The sequence below is a fragment of the Streptomyces sp. NBC_01166 genome (assembly GCF_045039765.1).
GTDB lineage: Bacteria > Actinomycetota > Actinomycetes > Streptomycetales > Streptomycetaceae > Streptomyces.
In genome coordinates this window covers 309,121-327,858 of record NZ_CP108614.1, presented here as the reverse complement: position 1 = coordinate 327,858, position 18,738 = coordinate 309,121, and the positions used below count along the sequence as shown (strand labels likewise).

General features: G+C 64.0%; 13 protein-coding genes and 1 pseudogene. 3 read left to right on the top strand and 11 right to left on the bottom strand.

Annotated features, from left to right (window positions below):
* Nucleotides 1-148: 148 nt before the first annotated feature.
* From OG379_RS41240 to OG379_RS41220, 5 genes are all read right to left on the bottom strand, one after another.
* Nucleotides 149-970 (bottom strand): hypothetical protein, encoded by an 822-nt coding sequence (locus tag OG379_RS41240; RefSeq protein ID WP_405669050.1) that lies wholly within the window; start codon nucleotides 968-970, stop codon nucleotides 149-151.
* A gap of 358 nt (nucleotides 971-1,328) precedes the next feature.
* The gene (locus tag OG379_RS41235; RefSeq protein ID WP_331735572.1) at nucleotides 1,329-6,068 is read right to left on the bottom strand and encodes an ATP-binding protein; all 4,740 of its coding nucleotides are present in this window, start codon (nucleotides 6,066-6,068) and stop codon (nucleotides 1,329-1,331) included.
* Between the two features lie 408 nt (nucleotides 6,069-6,476).
* Nucleotides 6,477-8,252 carry an ATP-dependent helicase gene (locus OG379_RS41230; RefSeq protein ID WP_331735569.1) on the bottom strand — a complete coding sequence of 592 codons (1,776 nt, stop codon included), beginning with the start codon at nucleotides 8,250-8,252 and terminating at the stop codon, nucleotides 6,477-6,479.
* The gene (locus OG379_RS41225; RefSeq protein WP_405669047.1) at nucleotides 8,249-10,204 is read right to left on the bottom strand and encodes an ATP-dependent nuclease; all 1,956 of its coding nucleotides are present in this window, start codon (nucleotides 10,202-10,204) and stop codon (nucleotides 8,249-8,251) included. Before OG379_RS41225 ends, OG379_RS41230 begins: the two co-directional genes overlap by 4 nt.
* Nucleotides 10,205-10,471: 267 nt before the next feature.
* Complete coding sequence (locus OG379_RS41220; RefSeq protein ID WP_331735565.1) at nucleotides 10,472-11,242, bottom strand: transposase; 771 nt, start codon at nucleotides 11,240-11,242, stop codon at nucleotides 10,472-10,474.
* Between the two features lie 183 nt (nucleotides 11,243-11,425).
* Between OG379_RS41220 and OG379_RS41215 the strand changes: the two genes are divergently transcribed.
* Entirely contained in the window at nucleotides 11,426-11,755 is a 330-nt protein-coding gene (locus OG379_RS41215; RefSeq protein WP_405669046.1) for a hypothetical protein, read from the top strand.
* 14 nt (nucleotides 11,756-11,769) lie between these two features.
* Here the strand turns inward: OG379_RS41215 and OG379_RS41210 are convergent.
* The 4 genes and pseudogenes from OG379_RS41210 to OG379_RS41195 form a co-directional block, all read right to left on the bottom strand.
* A pseudogene (locus OG379_RS41210) lies at nucleotides 11,770-11,913 on the bottom strand (IS5/IS1182 family transposase); the annotation flags it as partial.
* A 158-nt stretch (nucleotides 11,914-12,071) separates the two neighbouring features.
* Nucleotides 12,072-12,401, bottom strand: a complete 330-nt coding sequence (locus OG379_RS41205) for a DUF559 domain-containing protein (RefSeq protein ID WP_331735563.1) — start codon at nucleotides 12,399-12,401, stop codon at nucleotides 12,072-12,074.
* A gap of 788 nt (nucleotides 12,402-13,189) precedes the next feature.
* Entirely contained in the window at nucleotides 13,190-13,696 is a 507-nt protein-coding gene (locus tag OG379_RS41200) for a hypothetical protein (protein ID WP_405669044.1), read from the bottom strand.
* Nucleotides 13,697-14,382: 686 nt separating this feature from the next.
* The gene (locus tag OG379_RS41195) at nucleotides 14,383-15,759 is read right to left on the bottom strand and encodes an IS1380 family transposase (protein WP_331735703.1); all 1,377 of its coding nucleotides are present in this window, start codon (nucleotides 15,757-15,759) and stop codon (nucleotides 14,383-14,385) included.
* Between the two features lie 281 nt (nucleotides 15,760-16,040).
* On the opposite strand from OG379_RS41195, the gene OG379_RS41190 reads away from it, so the two are divergent.
* Both OG379_RS41190 and OG379_RS41185 read left to right on the top strand, forming a co-directional pair.
* Nucleotides 16,041-16,310: a hypothetical protein gene (locus OG379_RS41190; RefSeq protein WP_331735561.1), complete on the top strand. Its 270-nt coding sequence runs from the start codon at nucleotides 16,041-16,043 to the stop codon at nucleotides 16,308-16,310.
* Between the two features lie 225 nt (nucleotides 16,311-16,535).
* A complete protein-coding gene (locus tag OG379_RS41185) occupies nucleotides 16,536-16,829 on the top strand; it encodes a 3'-5' exonuclease (RefSeq protein ID WP_405669076.1) in 294 nt (97 codons plus the stop codon).
* Nucleotides 16,830-16,880: 51 nt separating this feature from the next.
* Here OG379_RS41185 and OG379_RS41180 read toward each other — a convergent pair whose 3' ends face one another.
* Complete coding sequence (locus OG379_RS41180; RefSeq protein ID WP_331735560.1) at nucleotides 16,881-17,969, bottom strand: XRE family transcriptional regulator; 1,089 nt, start codon at nucleotides 17,967-17,969, stop codon at nucleotides 16,881-16,883.
* Between the two features lie 65 nt (nucleotides 17,970-18,034).
* Nucleotides 18,035-18,718 carry a hypothetical protein gene (locus OG379_RS41175; protein ID WP_405669042.1) on the bottom strand — a complete coding sequence of 228 codons (684 nt, stop codon included), beginning with the start codon at nucleotides 18,716-18,718 and terminating at the stop codon, nucleotides 18,035-18,037.
* Between the last annotated feature and the right edge of the window lie 20 nt (nucleotides 18,719-18,738).

Below are 18,738 nucleotides of genomic sequence, written 5' to 3'. Positions count from 1 at the left end.
GCTGCGGCGTCAATCGTGCCCGCATAGTTTGTGGACACAGCTTGGAACCGTTTCCAGGCAAAGCGCGACACTGGCCAGAGCTTTGCACCACGCCGCAGCCCCCGACGACGCAGTCGGCTGGGGCTGCTTCAACAGGTCGACAGTCGAATTAAAGTCCAGCGTGCTGAAGCAGCCTTCGTACGATGCTGGTGATGATCACCATCCTGAAGCGCGCCTCGTCCGCGTTGGATCGACCAGGGTGAGGGCCATCGGGGTGCGAGATGTCCCAGGCGCCCTGCATGAGTCGGCCCCATTTTTCGGGGACAACCTTCTTCTGGTCGACCATGAAATTGATGGCGTTGCCGCCCGAGGCGCCGGTGTAGCCGTACTTCTGCGCGACTCGAAAGGTCACGTCTTCGAGCATCGGACGTAGGGCGCCGTTGCTGGCCTCATAGTTGTGGTGGTTGAGGTTGTCGAAAGCCTGCTTGTAGTGATTTAGAGCGACCTGGAAACCTGCGGCGTCGAGCTGCGCCTCCAAGGCGCTGATCTCTTTAGCCATCTCAGCGCCTGGCGCTTCAGTCGGACGGATGTGATAGACGACGGGCCCCCTCTCGATCTCGATCCAACTGTCGAGGCCGCTCTCTCGCCGGATGGTCGGGTCGTCCCACTGGAGGTCGTAGCCATCTGCAAGAAGGGCGTCTTTGAGTTGGAACAGCCAAGTCTCGGGGCCCAGCTCGTCGGGGTGCCGGAAGCCGCTCGTCTGCTCCTTCGCGAACGCGAGCAGGCCGCGATGGGCGTCCTTGTCGCCCTTCTGCGCCGCCCGCCGGGCGTCCATCAAGACCATCTGGACGAGCCTCTCCTTGGAGGATGCCTCGGTGACGAACCGGTCCAGATTGGCGGCGAGCAAGCTGGTGTGGATCTCCTTCGCCGTTCGCGTGATCGCGATCTTGACGAGGACGGCCAGAGTAGGACTCGAGAGGGTCTGCATCACAGCGAGACATCCTCGGTGACCTACCACCGTTCCGTCCTGTGATTTCCCAGATTAGCGCTCGCCTTGTCGGAGATGGAGTGACTGTGGCCTGCGTCCCCCAGTCCCAGCCACCCGTGCCCGCTCACCGCCTCGGAAGGTCATTCGAGGTCAGGCTCTGCCAGATCCACGAACCTCTCAGCGAGGCGTCGAATTGGGTCCCAGTCGGGACCAAGGGGTTCCTCGTCGGCTTCTGCCGCTCGGAGGACCTCCTTGATGTGATCTTGGCGTGCGGCTTGTTGGCTAGCTCTCCTTGGTAGTCAGCCTCGGTACTTGCCCATTGGTGACCGAACGTGATCGCCAGCGGCGTATCGGCTCTAGTTCACTTCGGCCCGGACGATTCTTCAAGGCGGTGCTGCAGGCGCAGTGCCTCTCCATGGCCGCAAGCAGCGAGCCTGTCGAGAAGGCGGCGGGCACGCTCAGCACTGGGTCTCGTTCGATGAGCGTCGTCAAACAGGACCCGTGCGAGGAACGGCACAGCACTGCGTGACAAAGCATCCACGTCTTTTGTTCCTTCACCAAGAACGTCGAGCACGAGGCACACCTCTTGGTCGGTGAACAGCTCGTGGGAGTCGAGCACCTCCATGAGGTGGTCGGCAAACTGCGGTCGTGCCATATGCCGGGAAGTCCAGGCTCGCAGGAGCCCGCGCGCCTGTGTCGGCGTCCAAGACGCTCCACATGCCGGCCGGGGCAGGAGTGCCTGCCCCAGTTGCCCGGCAGCCCGGGAGGCGAATCGGTCCAGTATGCCGGGCCACAGAGCGACGAGCTCGTGGACGCGTGTTTCGGTGGTGGCATGGTCCGCCAGCGCTTGCAAGAGCCCCTCGAGTGCTCGTGGATCCTCATTGAAAGTGGTGAGGTAGGTATCGAGCCGTTCTCGGTCTCCGTCCAGAGCCAGCTCTGCGGTCACTGCGCTGTGGGCGTGGCGCCACTCCTTGCAATGGGGAACCATGGCCACCGGCTGGCGGGTCCATGCGAGCAGGTCGTGTCGCGTCAGCGCGTCGGCTAGCCGTCGCGCAGCCGCGCCGTGTGCGCACTTGGAAGTGGCGGCCAGGTGAGCGACAGGGACAGCAGATGCGGCAAGTCGGAGATCCACGCAAGGTGTCCCCTCGGCAACCTCGCTGACGGGGTCCGGGAGACGGAACGGACGTCGAGGGACATCGACGTCCGCCTCGACGCTTAGACCGCAGGTGGCCACCATCTCGGTCAACGCCTCGACGGCCGCCGTGTGCAACGTGTCCTCAGGGCCGGTGCAGACCTTCGTATCCCATAGCCGGGTGATCGCCTCACACAGCTGCGATCGCACCTCGATGTACGCGCTGCCAGCGAGACGGAGCACGCCATTGCGTACCGTCGCCTCAGTCGTCTGCCCTTGAACAAGAAGAGCGGGAGTGGCCAGGAGGAACAGCAGGCCCATCGCTGCCGGGCGGTCCGGGGCCCGCGGGTCGACGGCCCTGTTCTCTGTCTCCCAGTCAGCACTGATTGCGCACGTTGTACTCGCAGCGGCGGCGAGCAACTCACCGGTTGCCCACCGCACCGCCGCCGGGTCCACCATCTCCGCGTGCCGACCCGCAGCCCGGACTACGACCACGGCAACCATAGGGGCGATCACGCTCATCTCCTCCGGCGGACCGCCGGGCAGACACTGCTGGGCCGTCACAAGAGCCGCCCAGCGCTCGAACAACACCGTAGCGGCGGTTGTTTCCGGAAGCACATCATCAAATGTGGCGTCCCATGCGCAGGCCATCGCGGCGTCGTTCAGTAGCGCGAAACGGTCGAGGAATTCTTCAAGCACACCTGCGAGCTGTCCTTCGTGGCGCCGACGGTCGAGTGCTTCGTTCACCAGGTCCCGGCCTGAGCCATCGGGACGGTCCACAAGGCGATAGTTGCCGCTGTCCAGCAGCAGCGCCGCGGTTACGAGACCATCGACCTGCGTCGTGTCTTCCTGGTTAGCCCGGCAGCGCCGCTCGTGCTCGGCCATCAAGCGGCCAGCCGCATCCCGGAAAACCTCCTGCTGCCCGGCGGGGGCCCGCAGCACGATCCGCGGGACAGCGTAGGCCAGTTGCACAGCATCTGAAGCTGGAAGTTCCCACAGGTCGAGTTGACCAAGTACCGAATTGAGCTCGCCGCCAATGCGGCGGACGTTCAGTGCCAGCACGCCGATGGTGATGGCCGCCAGAGAGATACTGCGCCCGCTGCCCAGTATGCGTTTCGCCAGTTCGTTCAGGTCGGTGCCAGCGGCCGCTTGGTCGTGAGCCCACCGGCGCAGGCTGGAAGCTGCCGCCAGTGCCGGCCCCGGACCGATGGACCCTGCCCACGGCCATTGCCACGAGCGCGCGGTACCCGTAAATGCCCTTTCGTCGGAGTCGAGGGGCCAGTTCAGCGTGAACACCCGGCGCCCACGTCGCGTTTCGATCCGTGTGACCGCCTCGGTGGCGGCATCCAGAATCTGCCCGGCAAGGGCCACACCCAAGTCTGGCGCATGCTCAAGTAGGGCCCCAAACGGTCCGAGAAACGACGGATCCGGGGCAGTAGGGGGTACCCACGGAGGCGGCGAAGGCATCGGCAACTGATCGATCACCGATGGTCGGTAGACCGACGGCCACCCCGTATCCCACACGCCTTCCCGGAACAACGCTGGCCTACGGCCTGCGGGGGGGCCTAGGTATAAGCGGTGGGCCGCGAGCATCAACAGCTGCGGAGCATGGCGGGCCATGTGATCTGAGCGGAGCGGATTCTCCAAGACCGGCCGCACGGCTAGAGGCTCGGTCTCGCAGATGTGCTCGAATACCTGCAGACTGCTGTCGTTCAGGTGCTGGGCTGTGCCCGCGAGAGCAATCGCGGCAGGCTCGCCATCACCGATGCCCTCTCTGAACCATGAGACCACCGCAGAGGGCACAGTGGCCGCCAGTTCCTCGTCCAGGTACTTGTGCGACGGGAGCCACCGGCTCAGCAGACGCAGCGCGCCGGCAGCCGCCACCTCATCCAGCATGGCAGCGTGCTGCGTCAGGAACCTGAGCAGTGGCAGAGCCGGTACGGCAGTACGCAGCCTGAGCGAGGCTGTCTCCACGAGGGCGCGGCCTCCATCGGCCAGCAGCACACCCGTCAGTGCCGTCAACACCGCGTCCGGCCGGGCAAGCTCGAACAGAGCCTCAAAGGGCAAATCCCGCCATCGGGAGTCGCCGTCGCACTCGGACAGACTCCGCACGGTATCGGTGATCCACCCCCACGCAGCCACAGTCTGGCTGGGGGATTCCCGCGCGGCGCGCATCAGGCGCACCTGCGCCGCGATCCGGATACTGCGCAGCAGGCGCCGAGGATGGGGCGCTGCGGTCACGTCTGGTGCTGATGGCTCGCACAGCAGGAATGCGATGGCGTAGTCCTGCATCACGTCGTGCGCGAAACTGAAGCTCGAGCGCACACGCACGGCAACGCCATCGCTCACCAGCCCGTGCTTGGCCTCCTCGGCGCCCGACTGCAGCCTCGCCAATGGCGCACCGCCCATCACCGCCTCCGCCAGCTCCAGGTAGAGGTCACTGCGGGCCTCAGGGTGCCCCAGCGCCAAACGCTGGCTCTCCCCTCGGCGCACCAGATGGTCGTAGACGAAGTCGACGACATCCTCCTCGCCGATCAGCTGACCCAGGTCGGTTTTTGCCGTCAACAGCCGTACCAGCAGATCCACCGTATAGAGGGTGCGCAACAGTCGGGCAGCACGGGGTGAGAGCGCCAGGGGCGCCAGCCCGGGAAAGGCTGCTACAACCTTCCGCTCCTCCTCATCCGTGAGGTAGCCGGCCGACACCGTTTCTACCTGGCCGCCCCACGCGGTCAGATGCCTGCTCACCGCGTCGGCCGCCTGCTCTCGGGCTACGGCCAAGACCCGCCACCGGCTGCCCACTGTGCGAGGGAGCACCTCCAGCAGGGACCACAGCAGGGCACCATTATCAGTGAGAACCTGTTCGGCACCGTCCACCAGCAGCAGCCGCTCCCCGCCCGGGGCCGCGGCCAGTGTCCACTCCAGCCGTGCCCCGACCTCGTTCCCGATGTCGGCCACCGTGTGCCATGCGCCTTCGGTTAGAGACAGCGCGAAGACCGTGCCACCCGAGGTACGCAAGGTGTCAGCGCAGGCCCGGGCCAGAGCACTCTTTCCGACACCCGCCGGCCCGGTCAGCAGCACCCGCTCATGCGCGCGTACCGCCTCACGCAGTACCTGAGTCTGCTGTTCCCGCTCCAAGTGCAGTCGTCCGCCGAGTCGATGGCTCACACGTCCGGCTGTCAGGAACCGCTCGGTCCACTGCCCGATAGCTTCGAGCTCGGGCAGCGCCGGAGGGTCCCCGCGAAGAACTGCCTTCCGCTCGTGCAGGAGATCACGCAGCATCGGTACGTCGATCACGCCGCCCTGCGGGCCGTACTCCTTGGCGATGTCTGCCAGCTTCTGGAAGACGTCAGCAGCATCTGGGCCGCGCTGGGTATCGACGATGGTGGCATTCATCAGGCCTAGCATCGACCGGTACGTCGCGCCGCCCTTTTCCGGCTCGACCTGGACGACCAAGCGTCGCGCGATGCGGAAGGCGGTCTCCTCAACAACCGCCCATGCCGGGCCATTGCCGTCCGGGGTGGTCATCACCTGAGACACGGTGGTCGTCAGGTTGTCCCACGTCTGGTGAAATGGTCTGCCCCGCCGCCCCTGGACAGAAAGTTCCAGCTTGAAGTCGGCAAGAGTGGGCCGGTCCGCGGCGTGCGCCAGTTTCGCCAGTTCCGAAAGGCCATCTAAGTTGCCTGTGGCAACCACCCCGAGCCACCGTTGGCGCGCGTCGATCTCTGCCCCATATGTGTGAAGACTCTGCAGGCACTGACTGATCGTCTTGCGCCACGGACCATGGCTCGGCACGATCTCAAGAGTGCGCTTGACCTGTTTCTCCACCACGAACGCGACCGGTCCTGACCGGTCCACGACGATGACGTCGTCGAGTGGGTAGCCGATGTCGCCTTGCTGCAGCCGAATCTCCGACGGCGCCCCCTGGAGCCCTTCTACAGGCGCATGGCACAGCATCGCAGCCAAGTCCAAGGCGGCGACGTGGCACTCGTAGAAGGTTCCAGCGCCGCCCGTTCCAGCCGGAGAACTGCCCCTACTCACTGCGCCCCCGGCCGCTCGCCCCGCCCCACTCCCGACGACCGGATTCTAGACGCCTGACAAGCCCGTCGCCGAGGTGTCAGCCAGCCTGAGAAGTTGATGCATTTGGCCCGGCTGCGCGCTTGAATGCGGATGACATTGGAGCGGCCTCTGCCGCGTGATGACACCATGACGAGTTTGCGTGCTCGTCGGAGCAAGAACCAGCGCAGGGACGGATGGTCGAGGCTGGCTCATCCGGGAGTTCGTGCTCCAACCAGCCAGGGATATGTCACCGCCTGCAAGGACCTCCCATCCGGGTACTCGCCACTCGTTGCGACGTTCCGAGGCTGGTGTTCGGTTGGGCTACACCCTCGTGTAGGGAACGCCGGTGTTGTCGAGCACGGCCTCAATCCGGCTGATGTATTTCTTGTGGATTGCGCAGATCAGGAGCTGCTGTGCTCGAGACGCTGCGACGTAGAGAACTCGCCGGGCTTCAGTGTGGTGGCCACCTTCCCAGTCGTCGACAACCGTCCGCGTCGTCACGTCATCAACACGCAGGCGCTCCGGGAGGACAAGCACCACTCCTGGGTACTCCTTGCCTTTGACACCGTGCACGGTGGAGAAGGCTATGGCGGGCCCGGTGCTAGTGGAGACAACGCCGTCCCACACTGATTCGTTAGGGGCCCTGAAGAGTCTGCCCAAACTACCGGAACTGGGGGCCTTGGCGTTCCCCCACTCCGCCGTTCGCAGAAAGGCTCGAACCTCCGCTGCAAAGACGTCTCTGGTCTTGCCGTGTGTGTCGAGGCTGATCGCCATGCGCACGGCGAAGGTTTCCAGCCAACGCGGATCGACACCCACCCGTTCGCACAGGGCGTCGAATCCGAGGTGTTCCATTCCCGGCTTCTCGTCGATCGTGAGGGCAGCGAGCACCGAGTGCTGCACGTGGTCGACTGCCTTGCGGCGGGCCCGGGGGTCGGTCGTCCGGGATCTGAGTACGTGCCCTGCGGAAGCAATGCGCGCAATGCGGTTCTGCTTGCCACTGTCGACGCCGTGCACGCCTGCGGCTTTCATGCCGTGCTTCTCGGCGTGAGACAGCAGGATGAGGTCATCGGCGGTGAGCTTGTTGTGCTCGGCGATGTCGAGGGCAGCGGGCACGATCTGGTCGGGTGACCTGTACTCGATCAAGTGCACTGGGGTGAGGTTTAGCGAGTTGTCGCCGCGGGCCGTCTCAGGTAGCTGTCCGCATCTGAGCGATCTGTTGAACGCACAGATGGCAGGTGTGCTGCGCCAGTTGTCCTTGAGCTCGATGGGTCGGCCGGGCAGGTTGTCAGCGAACATCCGCACGCGGTCGGGGGTAGCGCTGCGGAACTCGTAGATCGATTGGTCTGTGTCGCCCACCATGATGATGCGAGTGCCCTGCTGCTTCAGGAACTGCAAGATGCGCAGTTCCTCGCGCCCGCAGTCCTGTGCTTCATCGACGATCACCTCGGCGAAGCGGGACCGCAGCAGCGGGGCGAGAATCTGCTCTCCCTGCGCGTCCTGTAGCCAGTACTCAGCCAAGCAACGGGCCGCCACGCAACTGATGGTGCCAGCATCAATGAGACGGCCGAAGATGTGGGAGGCGTACTCCTCTGCGGCGCGCTTTCTTTCGAGGAGATCCGCGCGGACGGCGTCGTTACCGAAGTCGCGTGGGATGCGGCTCTCGATGAGGCGTGCACGCCCGTCTGGGGCGAAGTCGAACCAGTCGAGCTGCAGGTCCTTTGCTTGTCCCATGCGACTGAGACGAAAGTTCGCACTGGGTACGTCCCGCCAGCGCTGAACGTAGTTGGGCTTCTTCCGGTATGCCGTGGTGTACATCGGGGTCACGATGAAGCGGTGGATAAAAGTATCGAAGGTGCCGACGAAATGGGGCACCTCAAGCACTCGGGTGTGCTCTCCGCATCTTCGGCGCACTTCGTCCACCGCTGCGTTGGTGAAGGACAGCAGGGCGACCCCCCGGCGTTCTTCCTCGGCCGTTCGTTTGAGGAATCGGGCGACCATGGCACGGGTCTTGCCGGCGCCCGGACAGGCGGCCGCGAACATGCTTTCTTCTGCATCAACCAAGGCTTGCTGGTTTTCGGTCAGGCGCAGGTCATTCACTGAGTGCCGTCCCGCTGGTCGGCCAGGGCACTGCGTACAGCTTCGGTCAGGTACCGGGGTGCTTGGAAGACTGCGCCCTCCTCAATGGCCAAGGCCACATCGTGGGCGAATTCCCCCTTGCTGATGAACTTTTTGTGCTTGGCCAGCTTCTGATAGAGGCCGAATGCTCGGCCCTTGGGGTGCGCGAGGATGTCGTTCCAGTGGTGCTGTGACTGAGGGTGCTGTTTGAGGTAGGCGGCCTGGAGGATCGGCTCGTTCGTCTCAGGGGTGAGCAGGTCCGCCTCAAGGGTGTGCGGCGCCTCCGCCACGAACAGGTGATCAGCTGCGTTGATGGAGTCGGCGTGCTCGACCAAGCGCTCCTTCCGGTTGCTGACCTTCGTGACGTCGGCGGAGGGGTCCTCGGCCTCGTCATCACTGCTTCCGGTGTCTTGAAGTTCTTGTGCGGAAATTCCTGAAGGTCGCTGCTCGTCTTTCTTCTTCTTTTTGGGGAGTTCCGGATCCGGGTCGCGGTCTGTGACCACCGTCAGCTGGTCGAGCAGTCGGCAGCCGTTGACCTCTGAGAGCAGAAGGGTGATGTAGGGAGCGAAGTCAACGCTTCCTACGTTGATGATGGTGACCCCACGGAAGGTCCGGCGCTTCTGGGCTTGGTCGTGCCCCTTGAACAAGCAGTGCCGGGCGATCACCGGCAACAGGACGGCCTCCGCGATGCCCTCAACGAGAACGACTCGGCGGGCGAAGAGGAGGCTGGCGCGCGTGGCATCCAGGTACTGATTGATCTTCCGGCGCTCGTCGTCGGCCAAGGGCAGCTTGGCCAGGGGGAGGGCTTGGGTTTTACGGCGCAGAACCTCGACGTCTTGGCCCTCGTCGTCTTTGGCGGTTTCGTGTTCGGTGTGGGTGCGCAGGGCGACAACGTTCTCGATACCGACACTGCTGGCAAGGTTGGGCGAGTGCGTGCTGGCGATGACCTGGATCCGTCCGGCCGGTCCCTTCAGGTCATCTCGCGGTGAGACCTCGGCCTGTTCACGCAGGTAATCCAGGAGTACGGCCTGCAGCTGCGGGTGCAGGTGGGCCTCTGGTTCCTCGACGAGGAACAGCGTCAGCTCCGCCGACTGCGCCTTGCGCAGTTCGAGGATGACGGTGGCGATGAACAGGAGGTTGGCGTAGCCCAAGCCGGATTCGGCGAGGTCGGCGGGTTCGACCCCCGACTCGGCCATCTTCACACGCAGACTGCGTGCCAGCCGGTGCAGCTCGTAGTCGGCAAAGGTGATCTGGACGCTCTGTCCTCGAACTGAGTCGGTCAGCTTGTACAGATGGGTTTGAATCGCGTCGGTCGTAGTCGTCAGGACCGGGTCGTTCGTGAGCTGCTTGAGGGAGGTGTTGGCCGTCGTGCGGAATGCTTCCTGGACGTCCTCGGTGGTCAGGTACTTGATGATGCGAAGCAGTCTGTTTCCGTCTGAGGAGTCAAGCTCCCGCTGCGCATCACGCAGCGGAGCCAGGTAGACGTGGGCGATCTGCTCCCGCTTGGGCGGCTCGGCATCAGGACCTCCCACGGGTCCAGCGGTTACGCTGGCCCGCATCTGCTGGCGGACTGGATCCTGCTTGTAGGTGGTGGTGTAACTCGCCTGCTGCGTTTCTACATCGAGTGCAGTGATGTAGTGAGCCCGCTGGGTGTCTGTCAGCCCGTCATATGTGGCCGTGAATTTGGCCTCCTCTGACGCGCGGCCGCGGGAGAGGTCGGTCTCATCGAACCAACGCGTGCTGCGGCGGTTCAGCGGTGCAGTCGCCAGGCGCAGAGATTCGATGACGTTGGACTTTCCGGAGTTGTTCTCTCCCACGAGGAGCGTGATGCCCGGCTGGAAGTCAACTTTCAGGTCGTAGCAGGATCGGAAGTTCTTGATGCCCAGCTGGCTCAGATACATCCCAGCGTGGGTCTGGCCCTGCTTCTGGTTCACCGACTGGCCCCCCGTCGTTCGAAGTCTGGTACCCCTCATAGGCGCCGGCGGCGCTGGCGACCAACCAACCCTGGTAGCTCGGGGCCGACTTGAACTTTTGCACAATCTCCACAGGGTAGAAGTTTGAACTTGCCAGTAATAAAAAGTGTTCTCGGTCACGCCTCGTCAGCGAGAGTGGAAGCGTCAGTGTGCAGCTGATCCGCTCGCGGCCTAAGCGTTGTCCCGTAAATGATCTACGGCGTGCTCGCTGACCTGCTTGTTTCTTCGTCACCCCGCGAGGGTGAGGTTGTGCAGGCGGGCGATGCCGAGCATCGCGTGGTGGACGCCGTCACCTTTGAGGCGGCAATCGCGGAGGATCTTCCAGGTCTTCATCCGGGCGAAGGCGTGCTCGACGCGGGCGCGGACCTTGCGGTGCGAGGCGTTGTGCTCCTCTTTCCATGGCTCCAGTTCACTCTGGCCGGGTTCGCGGCGGTGCGGAATGACCAGGCCGGTGCCCCGGTAGCCGCCGTCCGCGATGACCGTGGTCCTGCCGACGGCGGCCTTCGCACCGGACAGCTCCCACGCCTTGCAGTCGTTGCGGTTGCCGGGCAACGGGCGGCCGACCGCGACGACCAGCCGGGTGTCCGCGTCGATGACGACCTGGTGGTTGGTGGAGTATCGGTAGTTCTTGGACTGCTCGGCGATGCTGTGGTCGCGGGTGGGGACCAGGGTGCCGTCCACGATCAGCACGGTGTCCTTGCGGAACCGCTTGCGTTGCTGGAGCGCGAGCGACGGCCCGAGATGGTCGATGATGCGATCGGCCGCGGACTTCGACACCCCAAAGAGCGGCGCCAGCTGCCGCAGGGTCAGGTTCGTCCTCCAGTAGGCGGCGACCAACAGGACGCGGTCCTCCAGCAGCAGGCTCCACGGCCGGCCCTTACGCACCGGATCCACACCTTCCCGCCGGAGCGCAGTGATCAGCTTGCCGAACTTACGCGGGCTCAACCCGCTGAACGGGCCTATCCAGGAGGGCTGCGACGCCGTGATCACACCAGACACAGCAAGATCATCTCACCCCTGACCAGCAGTTACGGGACAGGTCTTAGTGAGGCCTTCAAGGGCGATTTGTCCCGGCGAAGGTGTTTGGTGAGTCAGTCGAGGATGATGGCGGGGTGTTGGTCAAAGTAGAGGCAGTTCAGCCCGCCCCGCCGGGGCCCGTAGCCGTCCGGGTGCCACTCGGCGGTGGGCATCGTGGTGGTGCTATGGCAGGGAATCCCTGAGGCAGCCGGGCGAGAGCACCACGTTGAGTGGACCGTCGATGAGGACATCGCCTGGATGGTGAACGCGTGGCCAAGTGCCGCTATTGTCTCTGAGTTGCGGGAAGACGGCGGCCGTATCGTTTTTCGTGGGCAGCTGAGCCTCTTTGAGGACCGAGGGGCTGTCCTGGACGTGGGTGGCACGCAGATCCTGTTTGATCTTACCGACCCGCCCCTGCCGGAAGATGCCGACGGATCGTGGGTTGAAGTTCGTGCGGCATGGGACCACGTCACCGTCTGGCCCTTCGAGGTGTGACTGCCGGCGGGCGGTCAGGTGTCGCGCCAGTCCGAGGTGGATTCGCCGGTGAGCCGACGGCTCATGAGGTCGATCATCGCGATGCGGATCGTGGCTTCGGAGCGGTGCGGGTGGGTTTCGTAGTCGCGGGCCAGGCGGCGGTGGTTCATGAGCCAGCCGAAGATTCCGAGCAGCGGCGGCCGAACGGCAGGAGCTCACGGACTTCTACGCGCACATCATCAACGAGCTCTCCGTCGAGCTCGACCGCGTCACCGCCGAACGCGATCAGTACCTCAGCAACGTCCGTTCCATCTCTACGGCACCCAGTCAAAGATCGCTACGCTGAAGTCATTCCTGATTCTCCGCTCGGTTCCTCCATTGCTGCCATGATCCTGCGCAGGCACCAGTCCGGATTCTTGATCAGTTCCGATTCCCACAGGCGCAAGATCCGCCACCCTGCCTTCTCCAGATACTTGTCCTGAGCCCGGTCTTTGCTGATCGTCAGGGCGACGGTCGGGTGAGGAACCTCGCCTGTCTTGGCCGCGGTGAGCCCGTGCCAGTAGTCGCCATCCGCTTGGACGACGAGCCGCCGGCCGGGGATTGCCGCGTCAACGGTCCAGTAGAAGAGACGGTACTGGGACTCCCATGCCTTCAGCCCCGGCAGCACGGTCCATCAGTTCATAGAGAACCCGCTCGCAACGCGTGGGTTCCTTTTGCTCCATCTGTCTGGCTCGAATGACAGCCAGCCGTTCCAAAATAGCTGGATCTTGGGCTTGGTAGAGTTTGTAGCACTCTCGGTTGCAGAATCGGCGTCCCTCGATCGTCTTGGTATGGATGAGAACCATTACGGTCCCGCAGTACTCGCAGGGCCGTTCTTCGCGAAGCTTGTCAGCGGCCTTGCACCCGTCCGAGCAATAGAACTTCCGGCCGTCGTCGATCTTCGACCGATGCGCTCGAACGTCAGCACCACACCGCCGGCACCGGGTCACCATCGTGCCCTCAAGCGTCCTGGCGGCACCCTTGCAGGTCATGGAGCAATACTGGCCACGCCCGTTGTCCCTGTGAGCCACCTGATCGGGAACCACGATCAAAGGGGCTCCACAGTATCCGCATGGACGTTCGGCTCGATCCATTCGCGACCCCAGACGGGCGCACTCAGTGGAGCAGTACAGGCCTTTGCCTCGGATGACCTGGGACAGCTTCTTCTTGAACGTGTCGCCGCACTGCTGGCAGCAGCGAGACACAACACGTGCAGCAGTCTTGGCTTCGTGATAGCACTTCGAGGAGCAGTACTTGGCGCCGTGTTGTCTCTGTCGAAGGTGTCCTCCTCGAACCGGCCTGTCTCGCAAGCCAGGTCCCCGGATTGAACAAGTAGCCGCCCAAACCGTCCATGGCGGCGAGATGTCGATGCCGGGCTGAATTCAATACGGTGCACTGCGATGCATCGAATTTACCCTAGAAGAGGTTTAGGTGCGTTCTCTTCATGTAAGAGTTGCCTTGGAACTTAAAGGTGGTCACCACCACCGCCGTTGGCGCGACACCCATAGCGACTACCATTACGGCGCTGATTGAATCACCGGGATCAAGGTGTTCCGCCTCAAGGGTACCAATGACTTCTGGAGTCCGACCTTTCCCGCCGGGAATGATCTTAGAGCTGACTTCATCAGCCGTGGCGGTGCCGATATTTACGACAGTAAGCCTGTCCTGTCCAGCCTTAAGCATCTCTCTATTTACTCTGATAACCGGAACGGTTCCCGCTCCCGCAGAATTCGAATCGACCCACGTCGACTCCAGTTGCCCCACATCGCTGTTTAGGTGAGAAATGACTTGAATCTTGAGATCTTCGAGAGAGGAGTACTGTCCTAGGAGGCCCTGTTGTTGCAAGCTGATTTTGAAGTCACGCAGGGCTTCCAGTTGATCAGTATCTACATTTTCGGCATGCGGCATACTGGAGAAGTACACGTGAGTTGGAATTCCTCGGTCAATACCTTGTTGGATCTCATCCGCAGTTCCTGAGACTCCTCCTTGTGTGGGCTGACCAAGCCTACTTCGGAAAACAGAGACGATAATGTCAGCCCGGTCTACCAGGTCTGAGTTGATTACTGATTGTGCGCCACCAGCAGACATTCGCACCCTGCTGTCGAGTTCCCAGCGGAGAGGGAGAAGGACGGACCTCTTGTCGTAAGAATGATCACTATTCCATCGCCTGATCGCGGATTCAATCATCTCCCGCTCCTCGGTTGTGTCGCCGGGAGAGGCAATCATGACGAGGAGTACGCGGGCTTCGAATGGCATTCAGGGACCTCTCTTAGTCGGGTGAGTCTGTCCATAGTTCAGGGTGCTCATCTCTCTGCGGGTTTGGCTCGCCGCCGTCGAGATTTCCCGGAGGCGCTTGCTGGCCCGACATTGAGCCAGCTCCGGCATGCCTGATCGGGTTGAGCTGACGTTGCAGGGACAGGGACGTCTCCCCATGAACCAGTGGCCTTAGCCTCGAAGTTTCGTGACGGGCCGCCGACGGAGTCGGTGGCCCGTTTTCGTGCCGTGAGCTGAGGGTGGGCAGGCCGAGGGCCCGAGTGTCGTCTCGGAGTGGCGCCGGGTTCCACTGCTCCGGGTGGTGAAGGGCTGTCGTAGGGATGGGTGTCCGCTGTTCAGCCGGGGTTCGGCAGGAGTGCGAGCCGTTCGAGTGCGGCGGTGATGTGGCCGGTCCAGGGCCAGTGCCGGGCCAGGCGGAGGATCCGCTGGCGGCCGGTGGTGACGAGTTGTCCGGCCGCGGTGAACAGGCGGAGCCGCAGGCGGCGGGGCTCCCAGAGCCTGGCTTTGCCAGTGAGCGCGAGCATAGGCATCCAGGCCAGCAGGTCGAGGGCGATCTGGACGATCTCGAGCCAGACCTTGTTCTGCGCTGTGGTGTGGAGGGGCAGGTTGCGCAGGCCGGTGGCCCGGGCGACCCGGATCCGGTCCTCCGCCCGGGCCCGTAGCCGGTGACGGAGCTCAAGTTCGGCGACCGGCCGGCCAGCGGTGTTGGTCGCGAAGCACGTGATCCGCATGCCGTCCGCGTCCGTGATCCTCAACTGGGCGCCGGGGTGGGGCCGCTCCTTCCGGACGACCAGTCGCATGCCCGCGGGCCAGCCGTCCAGCAGCTTGCCGGTGAGCTCGGCGACCCAGGCCCCGTCACGGACCTCACCATCGGTCTCGACGGCCGCCGTCCAGGCCGAGGCGGGGACTTTCAGCACGTGTTCGTGGATCGCTTCGGTGACCGTCATGCCGACCGAGTAGGACAGCCATCGTCCTCGCCTGGTGAGCCAGGACACGAAGTCGTGGGTGCCGCCCGCGGAGTCCGTGCGGATCAGCGTCTGCCGGCCTCGCCGGTAGCGCTTGGGCAGCTGGGCCAGTGCGAGCTGGGCTGTGGTGATGTGGTCGGCTGCTGTGTTGGAACCCGCGTTTCCCGGCCTGAGGAGGGCGGCGACCGGCTCGCCGGTTCCGCCCGGGCCGTGGTCGACGAAGGCCGTCAGCGGATGGTGGCCGTAGGTCTTCTTCCAGGTCGCGGCCGCATCCTCCTTGTCGGAGTGCGCGATCACGAGGACGCCGTCAAGATCGACGACGACCTGGCCATCAGCGCCCGGGGCATTCTCACCGGCCAACGACCAGACACGGTCACGGACTTCGGAGCGTGCGGACCGGATCGCCTGCAAAGCTTTCCCGCCGGAGGCAGCGAGGGTGTCGATCAGGCGGGAGACGGTCGGGTCGGAGGCGACCGGACCGAAGACGGCCCGTTCGGCCCGCAGCACGGCGACATCCGCGAGGCAGTCCCCGCCCAGTGCGACCGCCAGGGCGACATCCAGGAGGACCTTGCCGGGATCGTGGACGGCCCGCGGTTTGCGCCACGGCGCCAGAGCTGCCGATATGACCTGGTCAAGACCGGTCTTGCGGGCCGTTTCGACGAGCAGGACCGACCCGGCCTGGGAGACGACCCGGCGGCCGTCGTCCTGGACGCGGACACGGGGATAGGACCCGATAGAGTGCTTCACCTGGGAAGTGCCTCCGGCGATGGCAGGAACAAGGACCTCGACAATCCTCATTCTTGCTGGTCAGAGGCACTTTCCGCTTACTTGGCCACCCATCGGACAGCCTGCTTCATGAAAGCGCGAAAATGCATGTTAAACCTCATTTTCGCAGTTCTCGTCCTGGTCCTGGCAGTCCTGCTAGCAGGGCTGTTGAAGCTGCGTCGCGGCGTTAGAGCTCCATGGGACGCGCAGCCTATTGCGCTCGTCGGTGTCTCCGGGGCCGCCTGCGGCTTCATGGCCGTGGTGTGGGATTCGCAGGAGGGCTGGACGATCGGGAAACCTGCGAACTTACCCATCACACCAACTACGACCAGGCATGGCGTGACCGCACGGGGGCGGACGGCAAGTCCTTCTTCCCGTTGGCCAACGCATGCAACGAGCACATCAGTCTCGTGCCCGCGTGGGTGAACCCCACGATCGTCTTTCTCGCTGTCCTCGCCGTCAGCGCTCTAGCCCTTGCTCTGTTCCGGACCGCTCATGCGATTTCCCACAGGAAGAAGCTGATCTCCGCGTGAACGGATCAGCGTCTGGCGTCCGGGCGCGCTTCTTCACCCGGGAAGTGCCTCCGACGGCGGCAGGAGCAAGGACCTCGACGCTCCTCATTGTTGCTGTTCAGAGGCGCCTTTCGCTTACCTGACCACCCGTCGGGCTGCCAGCTTCATGAAAGCGCGAGGCTAGACCCCGCTGGGGCCGATCTGCAGCCCTTCGCCAACCTCGTAGACGAACACGGCCCTGACGCCATTCTCCACGCCGTCGACCGCCTTGTTCCCGAGGACCATGCCAAAGTCACCGTTTCCACCGCCCACAAAGCCAAAGGCCGGGAATGGGCCCACGTACGCATCGCCACCGACTTCACTCCACCCCCCGACACCAACGCCGTCGACTCCTCAGGCCGCCCAGTGCCCGGCCCCGTCAAAGAATCCGAAGCCCGCTTGGCCTACGTTGCCGTCACTCGGGCCCGTCACCACCTCGACCCCGAAGGTCTGGCCTGGATCGATCAGCACCCCGACAACCCTATGAGGCGTTACCCATGAGGACACCCTCCCATTGCACGCTCTGCCGCGGCCGGCGCAGGCATGCGCTCTTCAGGGAACGATGGATAGGCTGCGCGTCGCAGCGGCCGTAGCCTGCCGACCCTCACCTTCGAAGGTCGTGAGGGTGAGTCCGAACATGAGTCGGTTCATCTCTTCGCTGGTGAGCCCGAGGTCAGCCGCGACAGATCCAGGGCGAACATGCTTCGACCGCAAGGCGGTAAAGACCTTCGTCAACACCTGCGACGTTTCTCGCTGGCCCATGCCCTGGGGCTCGCCAGACCGGTATCCCAACCGGCTCAGCTCGGCGCAGGTAGAACGGTATTGCCAGTCGGAGAGCAGTCCCAGGTCGTGCATTCGGTAGGTCAGAGCCATGGCGGAGACGTTCCAGATCTGCTTGCCGCGAAGAATCTGATCGACATGTGCGCCTGAGGGCATGTGTCCCAGAACGCTCGCTCGAGGCATCAAGAACGCGGAGGCAAAATCGTTCGCTTGCCGTTCGGCCTCGGGGCCTGAGCAGGCGTGCTCGCTACCGTGCATGACGAGGTGACCCAGTTCATGGGCCGCATCGAAGCGCCCTCGCTCGGCGGACTTGAGCGTGTTGAGGAATACGAACGGAACGCCATCGCGCCACACCGCGAACGCGTCGACCTCAGCATGGTCGGGATCGAGTGAGAACACACGAACTCCGTGTGCTTCCAGGAGGTGCACCATGTTGGGCGCTGGCGCTTCCGCTAGACCCCAGCGGGTGCGAACCATGCCAGCGGCTGTTTCCGGGTCAGGTTTGCCCAGAGAAGGCACATTCGCTTCCGGTAGGCGGAACCTTTCGTCGATCCACTCATACAGCATCGCGCCCAGGGTGCCCGCGGCTCGCGCGGCTTCAAGGACCCTGGCCGATGTCTTGCTGCGTGCCCGCCACGAGATGCCCTCGGCAGGAAGCTCGTCCAGCGCAGGGCCTTCGAAGAAGGCAGCAGGGAAGTCGAGTGCTGAGGCGATCTTGGCGATAGTGTCGGGGCGAGGTGCAGTGCGTCCTGTTTCGTAGTTTGACAGGCTCTGCAGTGACACCCCAGCTCGGTCCGACAGCTCAGCAAGGGTAAGGCCCCTGCGCTTGCGGGCCAGTGTGATGCGGGACGGGGTCACCATGGGGGCTGCCTCAGATATTGGTGGTGCACGGTGGGACGACTGGCTTCGCCGCCCCACCAACGGCCTCAGCGGAAATCGACGGTGATGTCGATCTCTTCAGGCCCATCATCGTTCGTAAGTTCGATTCCGTCCATCACCAGGGCGGGAAGCGGAATCCGCTTACCCCATTCGATCACGAAGCCGTCCCGGAAGCCCTTCGGCTGCGACAGCTCGCAGTCGATCCGCACCGAGTCACCGATCTGGATGCGGCAGGACAGCAGGAACCACGTCTTCAGGGCGAAGGCCTCTTCTTCGCTCAGCGCAACCCCCTGAGGGCCCGCACCAGCCACGAACAGAGCCGTCTGTACGGACGCAGTGGCATCGCCGGCGTTGGCGCGAGTGACCATTTCGGTGGCGGCTCCACGGCGCCGCGCGATCTTCGGGAACAGACTTGCCTGCCCCGTAGCGGCATTGCCCGCCATCACGCCCATCGCAACCGATCGGTCCGGATTGCAGACAAGTTCGAGCCGTCCGTGGACGAGCCGCGCCCACCTCTCCTTCTCGATATGCAGCTCGCGGATGGTCCGCACATGCGCCTCATAGGCCCGCCGGCCCGCCGTTCCCGTCGGATCGTTGCGAACAGCGGTGCGCCGCGCGACCTCGCCCGCGCGCAACACCCCATGCAGGAGCTCGAGCCTGGTCCCCACGCCACCCAACTGGACCCGAACCTCATCGGGTTCAGGAAAAGGCTTCACAAGGGACAGGGTCAAGGGAACCTCCAGAGTCGACG

Bases quoted from the DNA above. Each gene is read 5' to 3' on its own strand.
- OG379_RS41180 (WP_331735560.1), bottom strand. From the start codon at position 17,969: ATGGTGACCCCGTCCCGCATCACACTGGCCCGCAAGCGCAGGGGCCTT.